Here is a 21,074-nt window from a genome sequence, read left to right on the forward strand (position 1 = left end):
GGCTACCCGCGAGCGGGCGGCCGGGGCCGCCGCGCCCGCTGCTTCGACGTACGCCGGCCGGAGGATCAGCCGACCTCGACGATCAGTTCGATCTCGACGGGGGCGTCGAGGGGCAGGACCGGGACGCCGACGGCGCTCCGGGCGTGCTGACCCGCGTCGCCGAAGACCTGCCCGAACAGCTCGGAGGCACCGTTCGCGACCTGCGGCTGGCCGGTGAACTCCGGGGTGGAGGCGATGAACGCGACCGCCTTGACGATCCGCTTCACGTTCGCCAGGTCGCCGATCTCCGCCTTGACCGCGGCCAGCGCGTTCAGAGCGCACTGCTGGGCGCACTCGGCGGCGACCTCGGGCGTGACGGCGTCGCCGACCTTGCCGGTGGCGATCAGCGCGCCCTCGCGCAGCGGCAGCTGACCGGACGTGTACACGAGGTCACCGGTCCGGAGCGCCGGGACGTACGCGGCGACCGGCTTCGCCACCTCGGGCAGCTTCAGGCCGAGCTCGGCGAGCTTCTCCTCGGGGTGGCTCATTTGTCCTCGATCTCCCGCTTGAAGTAGGCGACCAGGTTCTCCGGGTTGAGGCCCGGGACGACCTGGACCAGCTCCCAGCCGTCCTGGCCGAAGTTGTCCAGGATCTCCTTGGTCGAGTGGACCAGCAGCGGCGCGGTGAAGTACTCGAACTTCTTCATAACAGGGGACTCTAACGGTGTGTCGCGGGACACGTCCTACCCTGGGACCTATGGCGCGACTGCACGTGGTCACCGGTAAGGGGGGCACCGGGAAGACAACCGTCGCGGCCGCCATGGCGCTGGCGCTGGCCGAGCAGGGCCAGCGGGTCCTCCTGTGCGAGGTCGAGGGCCGCCAGGGTCTCGCCCAGCTCTTCGACGTCCCTCCGCTGCCGTACGTCGAACGCCGCATCGCGCACGGCCCCGGTGGCGGTGAGGTGTTCGCGCTCGCCGTCGACGCCGAGGCCGCGCTGCTCGAGTACCTCGACATGTACTACCACCTCGGCCGCGCCGGGAAGGCGCTCGAGAAGGTCGGCGCGATCGACTTCGTCACCACGATCGCCCCGGGCCTGCGCGACGTACTGCTCACCGGCAAGGTCTACGAGGCGACCCGGCGCAAGGCGCACGGGAAGCTCGCGTACGACGCCGTGGTCCTGGACGCCCCGCCGACCGGCCGGATCGCCCCGTTCCTGAACGTGAACCACGAGGTCGCCGGACTGGCCAAGGTCGGCCCGATCCGCAACCAGGCGGACGCGATCATGGGCATGCTGCGCTCGGACGTCACCCGGATCCACCTGGTCACGCTGCTCGAGGAGATGCCTGTCCAGGAGACGCTGGACGCGGTCGAGCAGCTCGAGGCGCTGGACCTGCGGATCGGGTCGATCGTGGTGAACATGGTCCGCAACAGCCCGCTCGACGACGACGCGCTCGCCCTGGCGGTGAAGGAGAAACTGCCCACCGCCGAGCTGACCAAAGGCCTGAAGGCGGCCGGGATCACGATCGGCGACGAGTTGGTGCGGACCCTCGCGGCCGAGGCGCGCGACCACGCCGTCCGGGTCGGGCTGGAACGCGAGAACCGCGACCGGATCGATGCCCTCGGCAAGAAAGTGAGCGAGCTCGCGCTGCAGCCGGACGGGATCGACCAGGGTTCCCTGCTCGACCTGGCAGAGGAGTTCCGCGCATGACCGAGCTCGATCTGGACGCGTTGATCGACGACCCCGCGACGCGGATCGTCGTCACCTGTGGTGCGGGCGGGGTGGGCAAGACCACGACGGCGGCCGCGCTGGGGCTGCGAGCGGCGGAGCGTGGGCGGAAGGTCGTCGTACTGACGATCGACCCAGCGCGCCGGCTGGCGCAGTCGCTCGGGCTGACCGAGCTGGACAACACCCCGCGGGCCGTGGCCGAGGTGAACGCCGCGAACGGCGGGCGGCTGGACGCGATGATGCTGGACATGAAGCGAACGTTCGACGACGTCGTCCTGCAGCACGCGACGCCGGAGAAGGCCGAGCAGATCCTGGCGAACCCGTTCTACCAAGCCCTGTCGTCGTCGTTCGCAGGCACGCAGGAGTACATGGCGATGGAGAAGCTCGGGCAGCTGCACAAGCAGGCCGAGCGGACCGGCGACTGGGACCTGATCGTGGTGGACACTCCCCCGTCGCGGTCGGCGCTGGACTTCCTGGACGCGCCGGAGCGGCTCGCGTCGCTCCTCGAGGGCCGGTTCCTCCGGCTGCTGCTGGCGCCCGCGCGAGGCCCGTTCAAGCTGATGTCGGCCGGCGTGAACATGGCGATGTCGGTGCTCAACAAGGTGCTCGGCGCGCAGGTGCTGACCGACGTACAGACGTTCGTCGCCGCCTTCGACACGCTGTTCGGCGGGTTCCGGCAGCGGGCCGAGCAGACGGTCGCGCTGCTGCGGGAGCCGCACACGGCGTTCCTCGTGGTGGCCGCGCCGCAGAACGACGCGCTGCGGGAGGCGTCGTACTTCGCCGAGCGGCTGCGCGCCGAGGGGATGCCGCTGGCCGGCGTCGTGCTGAACAGGGTGACCACCACGCAGGCCCCCGAACTCTCGGCGGAGCGCTCACTCGCCGCGGCCGAGAAGCTCGAGGAGGCGGACAAGTCACCGCTGACGGCCGCCGTACTGCGGTTGCACGCGGACAAGATGCAGCAGGTCGTCGGCGACCACAAACGCGCGGACCGCTTCCGCCGCGGCCACCGCTCGATCAGAACCGTCGAGGTCCCGGCCCTGGCCGACGACATCCACGACCTGACCGGCCTACGCCAGATCGGCGACCTGCTCACGGCCTGATTTCACCGTCAGCGAACGCTGTGTGGGGCCGGGAATTACTTGCTTACACCCTCGGTTGAGCCTGTCAGACTCAATCTTGGAAAAGGGTGTGACAGCGTGACCGATACGTTGAATCTTCCTGTACTGCCGCTGGACGACGTCGTGGTCCTGCCGGGGATGGTCGTGCCGGTCCGCCTCGCCGACAGCGAGGCCCGGGCGGCGATCGACGCCGCGCAGGCCGCGGGTCAGGACCAGGTGCTGCTGGTGCCGCGGCTGGACGGGAAATACGCCAAGGCCGGGACGCTCGGCGAGATCGAGCAGATCGGCAGGCTGCCGGGCGGCGACCGGGCGGCCGTGATCCGTGGGACCCAGCGGGTCCGCATCGGCGCCGGGACCACCGGTCCGGGTGCCGCGCTCTGGGTGGGCGCGACGGTGATGCACGAGATCACCGACAACCGCTCCGCCGAGCTGGCCCGCGAGTACAAGACCCTGGTGACCTCGGTGCTGCAGCGTCGCGGCGCGTGGCAGGTCATCGACTCCGTGAAGCAGGTGGACGACCCGTCCGAGCTGTCCGATCTGGCCGGCTACGCGTCGTACCTGAACAACGAGCAGAAGTCCTGGCTGGTCGAGAACGCGAACGTGTCCGAGCGGCTGGAGAAGCTGATCGGCTGGGTCCGCGACCACCTGGCCGAGCTCGAGGTCTCCGAGACGATCCAGAAGGACGTCCAGGAGGGGATGGAGAAGCAGCAGCGCGAGTTCCTGCTGCGCCAGCAGATGGCCGCGATCCGCAAGGAGCTGGCCGAGCTGGACGGCAAGGCCGAGTCCGAGGAAGAGGACTACCGGGCCCGCGTCGAGGCTGCCGACCTGCCGGAGCACGTGCGCAAGGCCGCGCTGGCCGAGGTCGACAAGCTCGAGCGGACCGCCGAGCAGTCCCCCGAGGTCGGCTGGATCCGCACCTGGCTGGACACCGTGCTCGAGCTGCCGTGGAACGAGCGGACCGAGGACAGCTACGACCTCCGCGAGGCGCGGTCCGTGCTGGACGCGGACCACGCCGGCCTGGACGACGTGAAGCAGCGCATCACGGAGTACCTGGCCGTACGCCGTCGGCGCGCGGACCGTGGTCTCGGTGTCGTCGGCGGTCGCCGCAGTGGCGCCGTACTGGCCCTGGTCGGTCCGCCTGGTGTGGGTAAGACCTCGCTGGGCGAGTCCGTGGCGCGGGCGATGGGCAGGAAGTTCGTCCGGGTCGCGCTGGGCGGCGTGCGGGACGAGGCCGAGATCCGCGGTCACCGGCGGACGTACGTCGGTGCGCTGCCGGGCCGGATCGTCCGGGCGATCACGGAGGCGGGTTCGATGAACCCCGTCGTACTGCTGGACGAGATCGACAAGGTGGGCGCGGACTACCGGGGCGACCCGACCGCCGCCCTGCTGGAGGTCCTCGACCCGGCGCAGAACCACACCTTCCGGGACCACTACCTGGAGGTCGAGCTGGACCTGTCCGACGTGGTCTTCCTGGCCACGGCGAACGTGCTGGACTCCATCCCGGTGCCGCTGCTGGACCGGATGGAGCTGGTGCAGCTGGACGGATACACAGAGGACGAGAAGGTCACGATCGCCCGTGACCACCTGCTCCCGCGTCAGCTGGAGCGGGCGGGCCTGACGGCGGACGAAGTGACCGTGGAGGACTCGGCGCTGCGGGTGCTCGCGGGTGAGTACACGCGGGAGGCCGGCGTACGCCAGCTGGAGCGGTCGATCTCCCGGGTACTGCGGAAGGTGACGGCCAAGCTCGCCCTGGGCGAGGACCTCGGGCAGCTGTCCATCGGTGCGGGTGACCTGAAGGGGTACCTGGGTTCGCCGAAGTTCACGCCGGAGTCGGTCGAGCGTACGGCGCTGCCGGGTGTGGCGACCGGACTGGCGGTGACCGGTGCGGGCGGTGACGTGCTCTTCGTCGAGGCGTCACTGGCCGACAAGGAGACCGGCCCGACCGGAGTCACGCTGACCGGGCAGCTCGGTGACGTGATGAAGGAGTCGGCGCAGATCGCCCTGTCGTACCTGCGCTCGCACGGCGCGGAGCTGGGGCTGCCGGTCGGCGACCTGGCCGAGCGGAACGCCCACATCCACGTACCTGCCGGTGCCGTCCCGAAGGACGGACCGTCGGCGGGTGTGACGATGACGACGGCGCTGGCGTCACTGCTGTCCGGGCGGCCGGTCCGTTCGGAGGTCGCGATGACCGGTGAGGTGTCGCTGACCGGCCGGGTGCTCCCGATCGGTGGCGTGAAGCAGAAGCTGCTCGCCGCACACCGGGCCGGGCTGACCACGATCCTGATCCCGAAGCGGAACGAGCCGGACCTGGAGGACGTGCCGGAGTCCGTGCTCGCGGAGCTGACCGTTCACCCGGTGAGCGACGTCCGCGAGGTGCTGGATCTGGCGCTGGAGCCGGCCGAGGTCGGCGCGCACCAGTACGCCGCCTGATCCGTCGTACCGACGCCTCAGCTGGCTGGAGGGCCCGGGCTGTTGCCCGGGCCCTCCTCCTTTCGGATGAACTTGTCCAGGCGGTGTGAGCGAACTCATATTCGCCGCCGTAACCCAACTGGCCGATCCCGTAGTCTCTATAACCATGCGCGTCAGGGAGAAAGGCGACCGGGGAGTCGTCCAATCGGTGGTTATGTTCCTGGGGGTGAGCGTGCTGTCGGGGGCCTTGGCCGCCGGTCTCGCCATCCCGTTCGCCGGCCTCGCCGGGTTCACCACGGAGAAGACCTCCGAGACGCTGCAGGACCTGCCGCAGCAGTTCGACGAAGTACCGCTGAAACAGAAGAGCACGATCCTGGCCGCCGACGGTTCGCCGATCGCCACGATCGCCGAGCAGAACCGGGTGCCGGTCAAGCTCAGCCAGGTCGCGCCGATCATGGAGAAGGCGATCGTCGCGATCGAGGACGACCGGTTCTACGAGCACGGCGCGCTGGACGCGAAGGGCACGCTGCGCGCGCTGCTGCAGAACCAGTCGTCGGGCTCGGTGCAGCAGGGTGGTTCGAGCATCACCCAGCAGTTCGTGAAGATCAGCCTGGTCGAGAAGGCACGGACGCCGGAGGAGGTCGCGGCCGCGACGGCCGACACCTACCAGCGCAAGGTCGCCGAGCTGCGGTACGCGGTCGCGGTCGAGAAGCAATTCTCGAAGAACGAGATCCTGGAGAAGTACCTCAACCTCGCCAACTTCGGCGACGGCGCGTGGGGCATCCAGGCCGCGGCCCAGCACTACTTCTCGGTGAACGCCTCGCAGCTGACGCTCCCGCAGGCCGCGATGCTGGCCGGCCTGGTGAAGAACCCGACCGGCTACGACCCGACCAACAACGCCAAGCGCGCCAAGGATCGCCGCGACGTGGTCATCCGCCGGATGCTCGAGCTGAACGTCATCTCGGTCTCGCAGGCCAACTCGGCGCTGAAGACGCCGGTCATCGACCCGGCCAAGGTCCGCCCGATCAAACTCGGCTGCGCCAACGGGCCGTACCCGTTCTTCTGCGAGTACATCGTCTCCGAGCTCGAGAACAACCCGGCCTTCGGCAAGACCAAGGCCGAACGCTCGAACTACATCAAGACCGCCGGCCTGACGATCCGCACGTCCCTGGACCCGAAGATCCAGCAGGCCGCCCAGCGCTCCATCGACACCCACTCGCGGCCGACCGACCAGGCGATCGCCGCGATCACGATCGTCGAGCCCGGCACCGGCCTCGTGAAGGCGATGGCCCAGAGCCGCGGGTACGGCAACAAACGCGGCCAGACGTCGTACAACTACAACGTGCCCAAGACCTATCCGGGCGGGTACGGCGGCTTCCAGAACGGCTCCACGATGAAGGCGTTCACGGTCGCGGCCGCGATCCAGAAGGGCATCCCGCTCAACTACAAGATCGCGTCGCCCAGCCCGATCCACCTGCAAGGCCAGACGTTCAGCACCTGCAGCGGCCCGTACAAGATCCTCGAGAAGTACGACCCGAAGAACTCGACGACCAACGTCCCGAACCCGACCATGATCGAGGCGGCGCAGAAGTCGACCAACACCTACTTCCTGCAGCTCTCCCAGCGGACCGGCCTGTGTCCGATCGCGAAGATCGCCGGTGCACTGGGGCTGAACCAGGCCCAGTCGGGGGAACCGCTCAGGCAGGTCCCGTCGATGACCCTGGGCATCGACAACACCTCGCCGCTGCAACTGGCGAACGCGTACGCCGCCTTCGCGGCTCGCGGCATGTACTGCACGCCGTGGCTGATCACGTCGGTCAAGGACTCGGCCGGCAAGACGGTCAGCGTCCCGGGCGCACAGTGCAAGCAGGTGCTGGCACCCGAGGTCGCGGACGGTGTGAACGCGGTCCTGCACCAGGTCATGGAGCCGAAGGGCACCGGCGGCAAGCTCAAGTTCGGCAAGAGCGACCTCGCCGGTAAGACCGGAACCATCAACGAGGCCAAGGCTGTCTGGTACGCCGGCTACTCGAGCAAGCTCGCCGCTGCCGCCACGGTGGCCGACGCGTCCCCGCCGTACAAGGAGCTGCAGGGGCAGAGTCTCAACGGCAAGCCGATCAACGACCCCTCGGGTTCCGGGACCGCCGGGCCGATCTGGCAGGCCGCGATGAAGGCCGCCCTGCAGGGCTACCCGACCACGCGGTTCGTGGCGCCGTCGGACAAGACCCAGCGCGGCGACGTGAAGAACCTCCCGTTCGTCAACGGCATGAACCCCGAGGACGCCGCGAACAAGCTCCGCCAGGCCGGCTTCGAGGTCGCGATCGCCTCCGGCACCGTGAACTCCGAGGAGACCGCCGGCACCGTCGCCTACACCGACCCCCGCCAGCGCGACGGCGCCCCGGCAGGCTCCTTGGTGACGATCTACGTCTCCAACGGCAGCGGCAGCAAGAAGAACCAGCCCGCCAAACCGACCACCACCCAAACGGTCAAACCCCCGGGCACCCCCACCACCCTCAACCCCAACTGCCCACCCTGGAACCCCAAGTACCCCAACTGCGGCGGCCGCGGCCGCTGACAGCACTGAGGGCCTCGTCCGCTCCGGACGAGGCCCTCTGGTGTGTTCAGGCGCCGAGTTGGCGTTTTACTTCGGCGGAGACGACTGAGCCGTCGGCCTTGCCCTTGACCTTGGGCTGCAGGGCGCCCATGACCTTGCCGATGCCGCGCGGGCCGAGTTCGGCGGCGCCGGTGGTGGCGATGGCTTCGGTGACCAGTGCCTTGATCTCGTCCTCGGTGAGCTGCTCGGGGAGGTACTCGGCGAGGATGTCCGCCTCTGCCTGTTCCTTGTCGGCCAGCTCGGCGCGGCCGGCCTCGCGGTAGGCGACGACGGATTCGCGGCGCTTCTTCGCCTCCGAGCTGAGGACGTCGACGATCTCGGGGTCGGTGAGCTCGCGGGCCTCCTTGCCGGCCACCTCCGCCTTGGTGATCGCGGTGAGCGCCATCCGCAGCGTCGACTTGCGGATCTCGTCGCGCGCCTTGAGGGCGGCGGTCATGTCGTCGTGCAGGCGCTGTTTCATTCCGGAGTTGGACATACCTGAGATTGTGGCAGGCTGGGTGAATGAGTTTGCGCGGGATCGCCAGTGCCACCCTGAAAACCACCGCCGTCGTCGGGGCAGTTGGCGCCGCCTGCGTCGCGTACGCGGCCGGGATCGAGGTGCGCTGGTTCACGCTCCGCCGGGTGACAGTGCCGGTGCTGCCGGAGGGTACGGCGCCGCTCAAGGTGCTGCATCTGTCCGACCTGCACCTGATGCCCGCCCAGGAGAAGAAGATCCGCTGGGTCAACGACCTCGCCGCGCTCGAGCCAGACCTGATCGTCAACACCGGCGACAATCTCGCGAGCGAGCACTCGGTCCGCCCGCTGCTCCGTGCGTACGGCGATCTGCTCGACCTGCCTGGGGTGTTCGTGTTCGGCTCCAACGACTACTGGAAGCCGCACTTCAAGAACCCGGGCAAGTACCTGCTGCCCGCGCATAAGCAGCGGCACAAGCCGCACGGCCCGGACCTGCCGTTCGAGGAGATGCGCCGCGCGTTCACCGGCGCCGGCTGGACGGACCTGAACAACGCCAAGTCCAGCCTCAAGGTCAACGGCCTGCGCCTGGACTTCGCCGGCACCGACGACCCGCACATCAGGCGCGACCGGTACGACGAGGTGGCCGGCGAGATCGACCCGGCGGCCGACCTGTCGATCGGCGTCACGCACGCGCCGTACCAGCGGGTGCTGAACGGGTTCGTCGGCGACGGGTATCCGCTGGTCCTGGCGGGCCACACGCACGGCGGGCAGCTGGCGGTCCCGTTCTACGGCGCCCTCGTGACGAACTGCGACCTCGACACGTCCCGCGTGAAGGGCCTGACCACGTGGGGGTACGACGGTCGCCAGGCGGCGCTGCACGTGTCGGCCGGCCTCGGTACGTCGCCGTACGCGCCGGTCCGATTCGCGTGCCGGCCGGAGGCGACATTGCTCACACTGGTGCCGCGGATAAACCCGATTTCGTCCGGGCGCTGAGCCCATGTAAGCTACTCGCGACTTCGGGCTGTGGCGCAGCTTGGTAGCGCGCTTCGTTCGGGACGAAGAGGTCGCAGGTTCAAATCCTGTCAGCCCGACCACCATTGAGGGTCAGTCACTGCGGTGACTGACCCTCAGTGCGTTCGGAGCGTCTCGGAGGAGCTTGGGGTGAGCGGGGCCGACCACTACGAGGTGCTGAACGTCGAGCGCACGGCGAGCACCGCGGAGATCAAGTCCGCGTACCGGAAGCTGGTCCGCCAGGTCCATCCGGACCAGGGCGGCAACGCGGCGCTGTTCCGCCTCGTGCAGGAAGCCTGGAGCACCCTGTCCGACCCGGCGAAGCGGGCGGCGTACGACCGTCACCTCGACAGCCGATCCGGTACGACGACCGACGACCCGCCCCGCACCACCCACCGCGAGCCCGACCCCGCGCCGGAGCCCGAGGACCCCTTCACCTGGTCCACCGACCAGCCCTGGTCGACCCAGCAGCCGTGGTCGGAGCAGCCGCAGCCCCAGCAACCGCAGTCCGGGCAGCCGCACTCCGACGAGGCCCAGGAGTCGCTGCAGCCCGTCGACGCGGGCCCGATCCAGGTCCGTCCTTCGTTCGGCCGCTGGCGGCTCCCGGCGCTCGTGACCCTGGCGGTGTGGACCGCCCTGCACGTCGGCAGCTACATCAGCGGCGGTGTCCACGACGTCTGGGACATCGTTCTCGGCGTCGGCCAGCTCGGCATGATCGTGGTCGCGATCCCTCCGCACTGGAGCAGACGAATTCCGCTCGGCGGGCTGTTCAAGGTTCTCGGCATCCTCACCGCAGTCCTGTTCCTGCTGATGCTGCTGTTCGCGAAGTCCGCCTGGGCCGGCCCTGCCCGGATCCTGGTCATCGCGCTCCTCGCCGGACTCGTGATCGTCCGGTTCCTCACCGGTCGCTGGTCCAAGCAGCATGCGCTGGACAAGGCGATCGACCGGCAGGCGGCGTACGAGTTCAACCTCTGGGGCCGCCCCGGCGAACCCCTCGTGGACACCACACTCGCCGCACCGATCACGCAGTACGACGTGATGCTGCAACGGCGTACCGCCAACCTCCTCGACCCCGTGGTCGCCGCACTACCCGCCGCCAAGCTGGTGCACGGTGCGCAGCTAGGCGCGATGGTCGTCGACCACCTCCTGCTCAACGGCCACCGTGCCGCACTGATCCTCTCGCTGGTAGGCCCACCCGGCACCTACTCACTCGACGCGTACGGCGGCCTCCTGCACAACGGCCAGCCCTTCGACAGCCCAGCACCCGCCCTGGAGGGCGCAGTCCAGTCCTGGCGCGCCCGGCTCCGACAGGTCGACGTACACGGCTTCCTGATCATCCGCTCGGACACAGGCCGCGTCACGACCCAGACCCGCCCCGACTCCACCGTCACCTGCCTGTCCACCCAAACCGCCGCCCACGACCTCCTCACCTGGCTACAACCAGAAGGCAACATGGTCGACCGCCAGATCCTGTACGACGTCCTCCACCGCGCACCGTACGGCCTAATGTGAAGGTATGCAGCGGGTTGAGCTCGGTGAGGTGGAGTACGAGGTCGCGGCGAAGGACATGCGGGGGTGGGTGGAGGAGCGGGTCGAGGGTCGCGCCGAGGACCGGCTGTTTCTGCTGAGTCATCCGCCTGTCATCACGTACGGTCCGCGGACCGTGCTCGACGATCTGCCGGCGGAGGCGGCCGGGATTCCTGCTGTCGCGGTCGATCGTGGTGGGTTCGCGACGTACCACGGTCCCGGTCAGCTGGTCGGCTATCTGGTGATCGATCTGCACCAGCGTGGTCCGGTCGACATCGTGCGGTGGGTGGAGAACGGTCTGATCGACGCGCTCGGCTCGCTCGGGTTCCCGCTGGTACGGCGGGACACGCCGAAGGGGGCGAGCAGCCTGGTCGGTGTCTGGACCGAGGACGGCCGGAAGCTGTGCTCGATCGGCATGCGGATCCGGCGCGGTGTGACCAGCCACGGGTTCTCGATCAACGTCGACCCGGACATGACTGTGTTTCACACGTTCACCAGCTGCGGGCTGCACGACGTCACGATGGTCTCGCTCGCCGAACTCGCGGCCGAGCAGGGCACGGCGGCTCCGACCGAGGCCGACGTGCGCGATGCCGTCGCCAACGCCCTGGGAGCCCGATAGCCTGCGGCAATGAGCCAGGAGGAGGACGGCGACCGGATGCCGGACGATCTGGAAGCCGTGCTGGAGGCCGCCGACGAGGACGAGGACCGTCCGGGGCGGTACGACGCCCCGCCGTTGCCGCCGGCGCTCATCCTGGCCGTCGTCGGGCTGCTGTGCGGGTTCGCGGTCATCGCGCTGGTCTGGGTGAGTGAGCGCGGCTGTGAGCGGTTCCGCGACACCACGAACTGCGGTGCCCTCGGGCTGCCGCTGCTGATCCTGATCGTGGTCGTCACGATGGTGCTCGGCGGCCTCGCGCTCAGCCGGCTGGCGATGCCGAACCCGCGCCTGATCGCGTTCCTGGGCGTCGCCTTCATGACCGCGGTGGTCATCGCGTTCCTGACCGGCCACCTGGACGCACCCTGGATCATCGCCGCCGTACCGGCGCTGACCGCCATCACCTTCCTGCTCGCCGATCTCGTCGCCCGACTGCTGGAGCGTGCCGATGCCTGACCTGCCCGTCTACGAGTGCCCGCGGACCGCCACCGCCCCGAACCTCGACGGCACCCTGACCGACCCCGCCTGGGAGGCCGCGCCCTGGACCACCGACTTCGTCCCGATCCACGACGGCCCCACGCCGCGGTTCCGGACCCGGGCGAAGCTGATGTACGACGACCAGTACCTGTACGTCGGCGGCCTGCTCGAAGAGCCGCACGTGTGGTCCACGATGACCGAGAAGAACAGCAAGCTCTTCCACGAGAACAACTTCGAGCTGTTCCTCGACCCGGACGGCGATGGGCTGAACTACTACGAGTTCGAGATCAACCCGCTCGGCACGATCTGGGAGCTCACGCTGCCCAAGCCGTACGTCGACGGCGGCGTCCCGATCGATCCGACGAACCTGCCCGGTCTGCGGACCGCGATCCACGTCGACGGCACGGTCAACGACCCGTCCGACACCGACACCGGGTGGTCGGTCGAACTCGCCGTACCGTGGGCCGACCTGGCGCCGTACAACGAGGGCCGCGCGACGCCGCCGAGCCCGGGTGCCGAGTGGCGGATGAACCTGATGCGCTGCGAGTGGCCGCACGAGGTGGTCGACGGCGCCTACGTGAAGGGCGAGCTGCTCGAGTTCTGGGTCTGGTCGCCGCAGGGCATCGAGGACATGCACCGCCCGGCCACGTGGGGAGTGCTCCGTTTCTGACCCTGCGACCCCCGTGACATGGCGTTAACACGACCGGGAGACAATGAGGTACGTGAACTTGGGGGGCTCCGGCGAACCACACAGTCTGGAGGCGGACCAGGTCGTCAGCGCGATCGAACGCGCGTGTGAGAGCGACCTGCGGACCGCCCTGCGGCTCGTTGCGCGCTACTCGGCGTACTGGTGGTCGAACGGGCTCCAGGACGAGGCTGCGGCGGCGGCCGAGCGGGTGCTCAGCATGCTCGGCCGGACCGTCCCTGTCGGGCTGGACGAGGAGTACCTGCTCGCCGTCATCCACGGCGCCGCGTCCGCCGAGCAGGAGCAGGTCGAGCTGGCCCAGCAGATCGTCCTGACGGCGACAGGTCCGTTCCGGTACTCCGTGACGGTGCTGCTGTGGTCACTCGTCTTCGGACCGTTCGAACCGGCCGCGGTCGTCGAAGAGGTACTGGAGCGGAACGAGGGCGGTGACGCGTGGACGCGCGCGGCCGTCGAGCTGTGCCGCGGCTACCCCGGCCTGACCACCGCCGCGCCCGTTGACGCCGCGCAGGCGCTGCGTACGGCGCTGGGCCGTTTCCGGATGCAGGAAGACCGCTGGGGCATGTTCCTCGCCCTGAGCGCGCTCCGGCAGGTTCTGGACGAGCCGCTGGACGTCACGACCGAGGCGCTCCGGCTGGCCGAGGAGCTGTTCCTGGCCGAGGAGACCGCGCTGCTGCTGTGCGAGCGTGGCGACCTCTACCGCGCGGCCGGCAAGCTGGAGGACGCGCGCGAGGACTACACCCGGGCCCTGTCGATCGGTGAGCACGCCGACCTCCCGGAGACGATCGCGGCGGCGCAGATCGGTCTGGGGCGCACTGCCCGCGGTATCGGGAACCTCCCGGCGGCGCGAGCGCACCTGTCCGCCGTACTCGCCATCCCCGAGCTGGACGACGCACATTTCGAGGCGCTGCACGAACTGGCTGCTGTCAACGCTGCCGAGGCCTCGGCGTAGCACCTGACCACACAGTCCAGTGGTACGCCGTCACATCTGTGGTGCCGCCCACATCGCGAGACCCGGTCCGGCTGGTTAGAGTCGGGAGCGAATCGGCCACCGACACTGCAACGGAGCAGCTGATGGACAAGACGTACGGGTCGCCGCGGGAAGCGGTCGCTGACATCGAGGACGGAGCGAGCCTCGCGGTCGGTGGTTTCGGGTTGTGCGGCAACCCGATGCAGCTGATCAGTGCGCTGCACGACAAGGGGGTGTCCGGGCTCAGCGTGGTGTCGAACAACTGCGGCGTCGACGAATGGGGGCTCGGCATCCTGCTCGCGGACAAGCGGATCGCGAAGATGACCTCGTCGTACGTCGGGGAGAACAAGGAGTTCGCCCGGCAGTTCCTGTCCGGTGAGCTGGAGGTGGAGCTGACCCCGCAGGGCACGCTGGCCGAGAAGCTGCGGGCCGGCGGCTGCGGGATCGCTGCGTTCTACACCCTGGCCGGAGTCGGCACCCAGGTCGCCGAGGGCGGGTTGCCGCAGAAGTACAACGGCGACGGGTCGGTCGCGAAGGCGTCGGAGCCGAAGGAGACCCGGGAGATCGGCGGTACGACGTACGTCCTGGAGGAGTCGATCACGACCGACTTCGGGCTGGTGCACGCACTCAAGGGCGACACCCACGGGAACCTGGTCTTCGACCGCAGCGCGCGCAACTTCAACCCGCTGGCCGCGATGGCCGGCCGGATCACGATCGCGCAGGTCGAGGAGCTGGTCCAGCCTGGTGAACTGGACCCGGACTCGATCCACCTGCCGGGCGTCTACGTGCAGCGCGTGGTTGCCGTCGGCAAGGACATCGAGAAGCGGATCGAGAAGCGTACGGTCCAACCGCGCGAGGCCTACCAGGCGCAGCGCGAGAAGCTGGAGGCCTGAGATGCCCCTCACCCGTGAGCAGATGGCCGCCCGGGCCGCCGCCGAGCTCGAGGACGGCTCGTACGTGAACCTCGGCATCGGCCTGCCGACCCTGGTCCCGAACTACATCCCCGACGGCGTCACCGTCGTCCTGCAGTCCGAGAACGGCATCCTCGGCGTCGGCCCCTATCCGGTCGAGGGCGAGGAGGACCCGGACCTGATCAACGCCGGCAAGGAGACCGTCACCACGATGCCCGGCGCGTCGTTCTTCGACTCGTCGCTGTCCTTCGGGATGATCCGCGGCGGCGCGATCGACGCGGCCATCCTCGGCGCGATGCAGGTCTCGGCCACCGGCGACCTGTCGAACTGGATGATCCCCGGCAAGATGGTCAAGGGCATGGGCGGCGCGATGGACCTGGTGCACGGCGCCAAGAAGGTCATCGTGCTGATGGAACACGTCGCCAAGGACGGCTCGCACAAGATCCTCACCGAATGCGACCTGCCCTACACCGGCCGCGGCGTCGTGAACCGGATCATCACCGACCTCGCCGTCCTGGACGTCACCGACGACGGCCTGCACCTGGTCGAGCTCGCCGAAGGAGTCACCTTCGACGAACTCCAGGAGAAGACCGGCGCCCCGATCAAGCAATGAACTCGGTCTCCGGCAGGGCGTGGCTCCAGTCGTGAGGACGGCCGCGGAGGTGCTGGTCGAAGAACGCCGGGACGTAGGTGCGGAGGGCGCGTAGTACATTGCTCGCGTCCGCCGTACCGACCGTGTTCGCGATCAGCTCCGGCGGGACGGTGAAGAACCGCTGGAACCACGGGATCACGGCCTGGTAGTCGACGAAGCTGTAGTGGCGGCCGTTCGGGAGCTTCAGGTCGCGTTTCCAGCCTGTGGAGTGGTTCCAGAAGAGTTTCCAGGACGGGTCCGTCCGGTGGTCGTTCGGTCCCGGACCCCCGGCTCCCATCAGTAGGAACGGGCGGTCCGTGCCCTTGGCAACGGTCGGGCAGTCGGCCGGGTCGTCGTACCCGTAGCCGAGCTCGCCGTCCATGTCGATCGCGGCGCGCACCCGGGGGTCGTCGACCAGCAGGTCGATCGAGCTGAGGCCGCCGGCCGAGTGGCCGTACGCGCCGATGCGGCGGAGGTCGAGAAGGCTGCCGAGGCCCTTCGGCAGTCGGCGCTGTTCCGCGTCCGGGTTCTCGCCGCGGGCGAGCCGGGCGAGGCTGTCGAGGACGAACTGGAGGTCGGCGAAACGGGCGGAGCGTGCGATCAGGGCGTACGGCGCCGGCGGCAGCGTCTGTACTTCGAGACGGCCACCGGGGAACTCGACGCCCGCGACCTCGTACGTGTGGTCGACCGTCACCACGACGTACCCACGGCTGGCGAGCTCGGCGACGCTGATCGACGCGAGCCCGCGAGGCACGCCGAAGCCGGGTGAGAACAGGACGATCGGGCGACGGCCGGGGAGGACCGGCGCGAGCAGGCCCGCGTGGCTCCTGGCGCCGACCCAGTCGATCGTCCCGACCGGCTGCTGAAGGGCGATCGCGGCGCCTTCGCCGTACAACTCGGCGGTCAGCGGCGGGAGGTACGGCGCAGGCTCGGCGGGGCGGCCGGCCGGGTACCAGATGCTGATCATCAGCTCCCGCGGGCGGCCCGGCACATGCGGGTCGTCGCGGTCGTGGTCGACGAGGTGCAGTTCCGTCGTACCGACCGGGAACGGGCCGGTCGGCCGAGGCAGCCGAATCGGCACAGCGGCACGCCGCCCACCGCCCGACACGAGCTCGTCGGACACCGACAGCCCGCTCGACGGGGCGGCGCCCGCTGCGAGTGCGCTGCCCGCCCCTCCCAGCGACGAGCCGGCGAGTGGGGCGAGGGCGGCGGCGGTGAGAAGAATTCGTCGGTTGAGCATGAAACCGACTGTGCCCGGAGGCGAACTATGCGTTCAGCTTGCGAAAGACACCTGTGATCCCCGACGAAAGTCGGGTATTACGGGACGCGTGGAGTTGGATGTGCTGGTGATCGGCGGAGTGGGCATCGACACGATCGTGCGGGTGCCGAGCCTGCCGTTGGCGAACCTGGACTCGGTCGCGGTCGACCCGATCGAGACGTACCTCGCGCACACCGGCCACGGCGTCGCGCTCGGGTGCCACCTGCTCGGGCTGAACGCCGGGCTGGTGGACGTGATCGGCGACGATTCCGAGGGCAGACGCATCCGCCGTACGTACGACGAACTCGGCATCCCGCTGCGGGTCGTCCTGCACCCGAGCGGCACCCGCCGATCGGTCAACCTGGTCGCCCCGGACGGCCGGCGGCTCTCGCTGTACGACGGGCGGCACCCGGCCGGTCTCCGCGTCGATCCGAACCTGTGGCGCCCGGCCATCCGGAGCGCCGAGCACGTGCACGTGTCGATCATGGACTTCGCCCGCGACGCCCTCGGCGACGCGATCGCCGCGGACCGCTCGATCTCCACCGACCTGCACGACTGGGACGGCCGCAACGAGCACCACAAGGACTTCGCGACCGCGTCGGACATCGTCTTCGTCTCGACCAGCGCGCTGCCGCCCGACGGCGTCGACTGGATCCTCGCCAACGGCCGTGCCGACGTCGTGGTCGCGATGGCCGGCGCCGACGGCAGCTACCTGCACGTCCGCGGCCGCCCGGCGCAGCACTTCCCGGCGATCACCTTCCCCGACCGCCCCGTCGTCGACACCAACGGCGCCGGCGACGCCTACGTCGCCGCCTTCCTGGCCCGCTACCTCGACGGAGCCCCCTGGCACGACGCCGCAACCGCCGCCACCGTAGCCGCCTCCTGGGCCTGCGGCTCCCCCGGCACCCACACCAACCTCATAACCGCCGAAGAACTAGCCCTCCGCACCCGTCAGCTCTAGGTACCGCGGGTCATTGGGGGGTGGAGGGTGGTGGCGGTGCCTCGGTGGAAGAGTTGGGCGGGGCGGCCGCCGTCTCGGGTTGTGGTGGTGCCGACCGGGGCTACGAAGTCGGGGGTCTTGGTGACTTTGCGGTGGAAGTTGCGGGGGTCGAGGGGGATGCCCCAGACCGCTTCGTAGACGCCGCGGAGCTCGGAGATCGTGAACTCGGGCGGGCAGAACGCTGTCGCAAGGGGTGAGTACTCGAGCTTGGCGCGGGCGCGTTCGACGGCGTCGGTGAGGATCCGGTGGTGGTCGAACGCCAGCCGCCCGGAGTCCTCCAGTACGTCGGTGACGTCGACCCAGCCTGCTGACGCGGCGTCCGAGCCGGCGGTTGGGGCGGGGAGGTCAGGGACCAGGGCGAGGTACGCCACGCTGACCACCCGGCCGCGCGGGTCGCGGTCCGGGGCGCCGTACGTCGCGACCTGTTCGAGGTGGATGCGTTCCGCGGACAGCCCGGTCTCCTCCGCGAGCTCGCGGCGGGCCGTCGTCTCCAGATCCTCGTCCGGCCGGACGAACCCGCCGGGGAGCGCCCAGCGACCCTGGTACGGCGGGATGCCGCGGCGGATCAGCAACACCTGGAGGCGGCCGTCGCGGACGGTCAGGATGACCAGGTCGGTCGCCAGACCGAGCGGCTCGTAGTCCATGACCACACTCTAATCGCCACCTTGACGAAAAGCCATCCGACCTCTTATCGTCATAGTGACGACAAGGAGAACGAAGAGATGGCAGACATCACCCGGTTCCGCTTCATCAGCCACCTGCGGGCCAACCCGACCACCCACGTGCGGCACCTGCGCAACGGCAAGGTCGCGCACGACGGCGCCGGCCAGGCGTTCTGGTTCCGGGCGCTGAACTCGTCGCTGAGCGAGATCCCGATCGACGACCGCGAGCAGCCGCTGCTGTTCCACGGCCGCACGCAGGACTTCCAGGACGTCGCCGTCCAGGCGACTGTCACCTACCGGGTGACCGACCCCGCTCTGGCGTCCACCCGGCTGGATTTCGGCATCGACCCGGACACCGGGCTCTGGCGGGCGACCCCGCTCGAGCAGCTCGGCGGGCTGCTGACAGAGCTGGCGCAGCAGACCGCGCTCGACCTGCTCGCCCGGATGACCCTGACCGAGGCGCTGTCCGAGGGCATGACCGCGCTACGCCAGGCGGTGGGCACCGGACTGCGCGAGGACCAGCGACTGACCGGTATCGGCATCGGCGTCGAGGACGTCCGCGTGGTCGCCGTACGGGCCGAGCGAGACGTTGAGAAGGCGTTGCAGACTCCCACGCGGGAGATGGTGCAGCAGGCGGCGGACAAGGCGACGTACGAGCGGCGGGCAATGGCCGTCGAGCGGGAGCGTTCGATCGCGGAGAACGAGCTGCAGAACCAGATCGAGCTCGCCCGCCGCGAGGAGCAACTGGTCAACCAGCGCGGTCAGAACGAACGCATGCGGGCGACCGAGGCCGCGGCCGCCGGTCAGATCGAGACGCAGGCCGCCGCCAGCCGGCAGCGCGCCATGGCCGAGGCGGAAGCCGACGCCAAGCGTGTCGTGGGTGCAGCCGAGGCCGCCGCCGAGAAGGCGCTGCTGGACGCGTACGCCGAACTGGACCAGGGCACGATCCTCGCCATGGCGATCAAGCAGGGCGCCCTGCCGGAGATCGGCACGCTGAACCTGACGCCGGACCTGCTGACCCCGCTCCTCACCAAGCTGACGGCCGGGGAGCAGTCGTGAACGGCGCGCGACGCCGGACCGCGGGAGGCTCGGCATGAGCCTCCCGCCCCGGGCGGTCATCGTGCACCGCGCGACCGAGCTGACCGAGCTGATCGCTCGGCATGGCACCAGGCAGCAGGCCGGGTTCTTCCTGGCCGGCCGCGGGCGGGACCTGGCCGAGCTCGACGCGCGGCACCAGGCCCAGCAAGACGCGCTCGCGACGGTGTCCGCGGCGATCCCGCTGGACTGGCGCCGCGCGGTTGCCGAGCGCAACGACCTCGACCGGTTCGGGTTCGGGCCGGAGGACGTGGTGATCGCGGTCGGTCAGGACGGATTGGTGGCGAACGTGGCGAAGTACCTGGACGGCCAGCCGGTGATCGGCATCAATCCCGAGCCGTCCCGCAACCCCGGCGTACTCGTCCCGCACGAACCCGCCGCGATCGCCGGCCTGCTGACGACGCGGACCGTCACCGAGCGGACGATGGTTGCCGCGAGCACCGATGACGGCCAGCAACTCCTTGCCCTGAACGAGGTGTACATCGGCCACCGCACGCATCAGTCTGCGCGCTACCGGCTCAGTTCGCCCGACGGCCTGCCCGAACGGCAGTCCTCGTCCGGGATCCTGGTCGGCACCGGGACCGGGTCCACCGGCTGGTGCCGTTCGGCGTGGCAGGAGCGGCGCAGTCCGTTGGCCCTGCCAACGCCGACCGATCCGGTGCTGTGCTGGTTCGTGCGTGAGGCCTGGCCGTCGCCGGCGACCGGCACCGACAACACCGAAGGGTTGCTCAAGGCACCGGATTCGCTGACGATCACGGCCGAGTCCGACCTGGTCGTGTTCGGCGACGGGATGGAGTCCGACACCTTGAGCGTCAGCTGGGGTCAGCGCGTCGAGGTCGGCGTCGCCGAGGTCACGTTGTGCCTGGTGGCCTGAATCGTGGCGTGCCAGGCGGAGTACAGCCGTCGCGCCGACCCGCCGATCGGACCGACCGCGTTGAAGACCGCTCCCCGACTGGCCGGCTCGGCGTTCTCGATCGCGTCGACGGCCTGCTCGGGCGCGTCGATGGTCGACGAGCAGACGCTCAGGATGTAGTCCGGCACCTGCAGCTTCGGATCCACGCAGCCGACCAGCGGTACGCCGACGGCCGCGACGACCGGGAAGACCGTCCCCGGGATCCCGACCGCGCACTCCACGGTCGCCGACTCCGGTACCGATCCGACCGTGCTGATCTCGTACTGGTCCCAGAGCGTCCGGTCCTCGCGCGGGTGCAGGCCGACCACGATGTGCTTGCCAGCGGCCTCCAGCTTCGCGGCCGCGTCGAGCAGCAGCTGGGTACCCGGCGCGGCGTTGCCGGTCTGATCCGGGTGGGTGACGCTTGTCAGCACCAGTACCCGATCCGTCTGCGGCGCGTAGGCCGGCAGGTTGTCGGTCTGCGCCGACCCCACCATCCGCACCCGGTGCTTCCAGCCGAGGTAGGCCGCGAACACGTCAGACTCGGCCGGTGACGCCGCCGTGACGAGCTCCAGCCGCGACCGGAATTCCTTCGCCCGCGGCGCTTCGACCGGCTTCAAGTACGCCAGTGAGCTGGCCGCCAACGGCAGTCGATGAAGTGCCGCAGCCACGTCCGCCGGCCAGTCCGAAGCACCGTTCACGACCAGCAGATCGGCAGGCGGTACGTCGTTCAGCGTCGCGACTCTGACCGGGTCCGCTGGCTTGATCTGAGTCAGATCCGGGACGACCTGGACCAGCTCCCAGCCGCGCCGCGCGGCCTCGGCGAGCAGCGGCTGCGCGTGGTACGTCCCCCACGGCTCATTGGTTGCCAACAGCACCCGAGTCCGCCGCGGCCGGGCGGCCAGTGACAGCCCCGGCGTCGCGGCGAGTCCGGCCCCGAGAACTCCAGCCTTCAGCAGCGTACGTCGAGTCGTGATCATGCGCGCGACC

The 21,074-nt window shown here is 69.6% G+C and carries 21 protein-coding genes and 1 tRNA gene; 16 read left to right on the plus strand and 6 right to left on the minus strand.

The genetic code is table 11. The annotated features are described in order from the left end of the window. Window positions 1-65: 65 nt before the first annotated feature. Both BJY22_RS03410 and BJY22_RS03415 read right to left on the minus strand, forming a co-directional pair. On the minus strand, window positions 66-527 hold the full coding sequence (locus BJY22_RS03410; protein WP_167203708.1) for a RidA family protein: 462 nt from the start codon (window positions 525-527) through the stop codon (window positions 66-68). Further along, the gene (locus BJY22_RS03415) at window positions 524-685 is read right to left on the minus strand and encodes a Sp36 family protein (protein ID WP_165553378.1); all 162 of its coding nucleotides are present in this window, start codon (window positions 683-685) and stop codon (window positions 524-526) included. The genes BJY22_RS03410 and BJY22_RS03415 overlap by 4 nt, the downstream gene beginning before the upstream one ends. A gap of 50 nt (window positions 686-735) precedes the next feature. Here BJY22_RS03415 and bagA point away from each other — a divergent pair, with 50 nt between their 5' ends. The 4 genes from bagA to BJY22_RS03435 all read left to right on the plus strand — a co-directional run bounded on the left by bagA (window position 736) and on the right by BJY22_RS03435 (window position 7,803). Further along, the gene (gene bagA, locus BJY22_RS03420; protein WP_167203709.1) at window positions 736-1,686 is read left to right on the plus strand and encodes an ATPase BagA; all 951 of its coding nucleotides are present in this window, start codon (window positions 736-738) and stop codon (window positions 1,684-1,686) included. After that, window positions 1,683-2,804 (plus strand): ArsA family ATPase, encoded by a 1,122-nt coding sequence (gene bagB / locus BJY22_RS03425; RefSeq protein WP_167203710.1) that lies wholly within the window; start codon window positions 1,683-1,685, stop codon window positions 2,802-2,804. Before bagA ends, bagB begins: the two co-directional genes overlap by 4 nt. Window positions 2,805-2,900: 96 nt before the next feature. Then, entirely contained in the window at window positions 2,901-5,252 is a 2,352-nt protein-coding gene (gene lon, locus BJY22_RS03430; RefSeq protein WP_167203711.1) for an endopeptidase La, read from the plus strand. Between the two features lie 205 nt (window positions 5,253-5,457). Next, window positions 5,458-7,803, plus strand: a complete 2,346-nt coding sequence (locus BJY22_RS03435; RefSeq protein WP_337758122.1) for a penicillin-binding protein — start codon at window positions 5,458-5,460, stop codon at window positions 7,801-7,803. A gap of 46 nt (window positions 7,804-7,849) precedes the next feature. On the opposite strand, the gene BJY22_RS03440 is transcribed toward BJY22_RS03435, so the two are convergent. Further along, window positions 7,850-8,317 (minus strand): GatB/YqeY domain-containing protein, encoded by a 468-nt coding sequence (locus tag BJY22_RS03440; protein WP_167203713.1) that lies wholly within the window; start codon window positions 8,315-8,317, stop codon window positions 7,850-7,852. A gap of 26 nt (window positions 8,318-8,343) precedes the next feature. Between BJY22_RS03440 and BJY22_RS03445 the strand changes: the two genes are divergently transcribed. The 9 genes from BJY22_RS03445 to BJY22_RS03485 all read left to right on the plus strand — a co-directional run bounded on the left by BJY22_RS03445 (window position 8,344) and on the right by BJY22_RS03485 (window position 15,159). Continuing rightward, a complete protein-coding gene (locus BJY22_RS03445; RefSeq protein ID WP_167203714.1) occupies window positions 8,344-9,288 on the plus strand; it encodes a metallophosphoesterase in 945 nt (314 codons plus the stop codon). Between the two features lie 24 nt (window positions 9,289-9,312). After that, window positions 9,313-9,389 (plus strand) — tRNA-Pro (locus BJY22_RS03450). Window positions 9,390-9,456: 67 nt separating this feature from the next. Continuing rightward, window positions 9,457-10,818, plus strand: coding sequence for a DnaJ domain-containing protein (locus tag BJY22_RS03455; RefSeq protein ID WP_167203715.1), 1,362 nt, complete (start codon window positions 9,457-9,459; stop codon window positions 10,816-10,818). A 4-nt stretch (window positions 10,819-10,822) separates the two neighbouring features. Beyond that, window positions 10,823-11,452, plus strand: coding sequence for a lipoyl(octanoyl) transferase LipB (lipB, locus tag BJY22_RS03460; protein ID WP_167203716.1), 630 nt, complete (start codon window positions 10,823-10,825; stop codon window positions 11,450-11,452). A gap of 9 nt (window positions 11,453-11,461) precedes the next feature. Further along, complete coding sequence (locus tag BJY22_RS03465) at window positions 11,462-11,941, plus strand: MotA/TolQ/ExbB proton channel family protein (protein WP_167203717.1); 480 nt, start codon at window positions 11,462-11,464, stop codon at window positions 11,939-11,941. Continuing rightward, a complete protein-coding gene (locus tag BJY22_RS03470) occupies window positions 11,934-12,632 on the plus strand; it encodes a carbohydrate-binding family 9-like protein (RefSeq protein ID WP_167203718.1) in 699 nt (232 codons plus the stop codon). Before BJY22_RS03465 ends, BJY22_RS03470 begins: the two co-directional genes overlap by 8 nt. Before the next feature lie 52 nt (window positions 12,633-12,684). Then, window positions 12,685-13,617: a tetratricopeptide repeat protein gene (locus BJY22_RS03475; RefSeq protein WP_167203719.1), complete on the plus strand. Its 933-nt coding sequence runs from the start codon at window positions 12,685-12,687 to the stop codon at window positions 13,615-13,617. Window positions 13,618-13,739: 122 nt separating this feature from the next. Further along, window positions 13,740-14,528: a CoA transferase subunit A gene (locus BJY22_RS03480; protein WP_167203720.1), complete on the plus strand. Its 789-nt coding sequence runs from the start codon at window positions 13,740-13,742 to the stop codon at window positions 14,526-14,528. Window position 14,529: 1 nt separating this feature from the next. After that, a complete protein-coding gene (locus BJY22_RS03485; protein WP_167203721.1) occupies window positions 14,530-15,159 on the plus strand; it encodes a CoA transferase subunit B in 630 nt (209 codons plus the stop codon). Here the strand turns inward: BJY22_RS03485 and BJY22_RS03490 are convergent. Next, window positions 15,149-16,417, minus strand: coding sequence for an alpha/beta hydrolase family protein (locus tag BJY22_RS03490; RefSeq protein WP_167203722.1), 1,269 nt, complete (start codon window positions 16,415-16,417; stop codon window positions 15,149-15,151). The two genes, BJY22_RS03485 and BJY22_RS03490, sit on opposite strands and share 11 nt — an antisense overlap. 88 nt (window positions 16,418-16,505) lie before the next feature. Between BJY22_RS03490 and BJY22_RS03495 the strand changes: the two genes are divergently transcribed. After that, window positions 16,506-17,396 carry a carbohydrate kinase family protein gene (locus BJY22_RS03495; protein ID WP_337758123.1) on the plus strand — a complete coding sequence of 297 codons (891 nt, stop codon included), beginning with the start codon at window positions 16,506-16,508 and terminating at the stop codon, window positions 17,394-17,396. On the opposite strand, the gene BJY22_RS03500 is transcribed toward BJY22_RS03495, so the two are convergent. Continuing rightward, window positions 17,393-18,079, minus strand: coding sequence for an NUDIX hydrolase (locus BJY22_RS03500; RefSeq protein ID WP_167203724.1), 687 nt, complete (start codon window positions 18,077-18,079; stop codon window positions 17,393-17,395). The genes BJY22_RS03495 and BJY22_RS03500 overlap by 4 nt on opposite strands. A gap of 78 nt (window positions 18,080-18,157) precedes the next feature. Here BJY22_RS03500 and BJY22_RS03505 point away from each other — a divergent pair, with 78 nt between their 5' ends. After that, the gene (locus BJY22_RS03505; RefSeq protein WP_167203725.1) at window positions 18,158-19,156 is read left to right on the plus strand and encodes an SPFH domain-containing protein; all 999 of its coding nucleotides are present in this window, start codon (window positions 18,158-18,160) and stop codon (window positions 19,154-19,156) included. A gap of 34 nt (window positions 19,157-19,190) precedes the next feature. Then, window positions 19,191-20,066, plus strand: a complete 876-nt coding sequence (locus BJY22_RS03510; protein WP_167203726.1) for an NAD(+)/NADH kinase — start codon at window positions 19,191-19,193, stop codon at window positions 20,064-20,066. Here BJY22_RS03510 and BJY22_RS03515 read toward each other — a convergent pair. Then, window positions 20,015-21,064 carry a hypothetical protein gene (locus BJY22_RS03515; protein WP_202890976.1) on the minus strand — a complete coding sequence of 350 codons (1,050 nt, stop codon included), beginning with the start codon at window positions 21,062-21,064 and terminating at the stop codon, window positions 20,015-20,017. The two genes, BJY22_RS03510 and BJY22_RS03515, sit on opposite strands and share 52 nt — an antisense overlap. Between the last annotated feature and the right edge of the window lie 10 nt (window positions 21,065-21,074).

It is taken from the genome of Kribbella shirazensis, assembly GCF_011761605.1.
Classification (GTDB): domain Bacteria; phylum Actinomycetota; class Actinomycetes; order Propionibacteriales; family Kribbellaceae; genus Kribbella; species Kribbella shirazensis.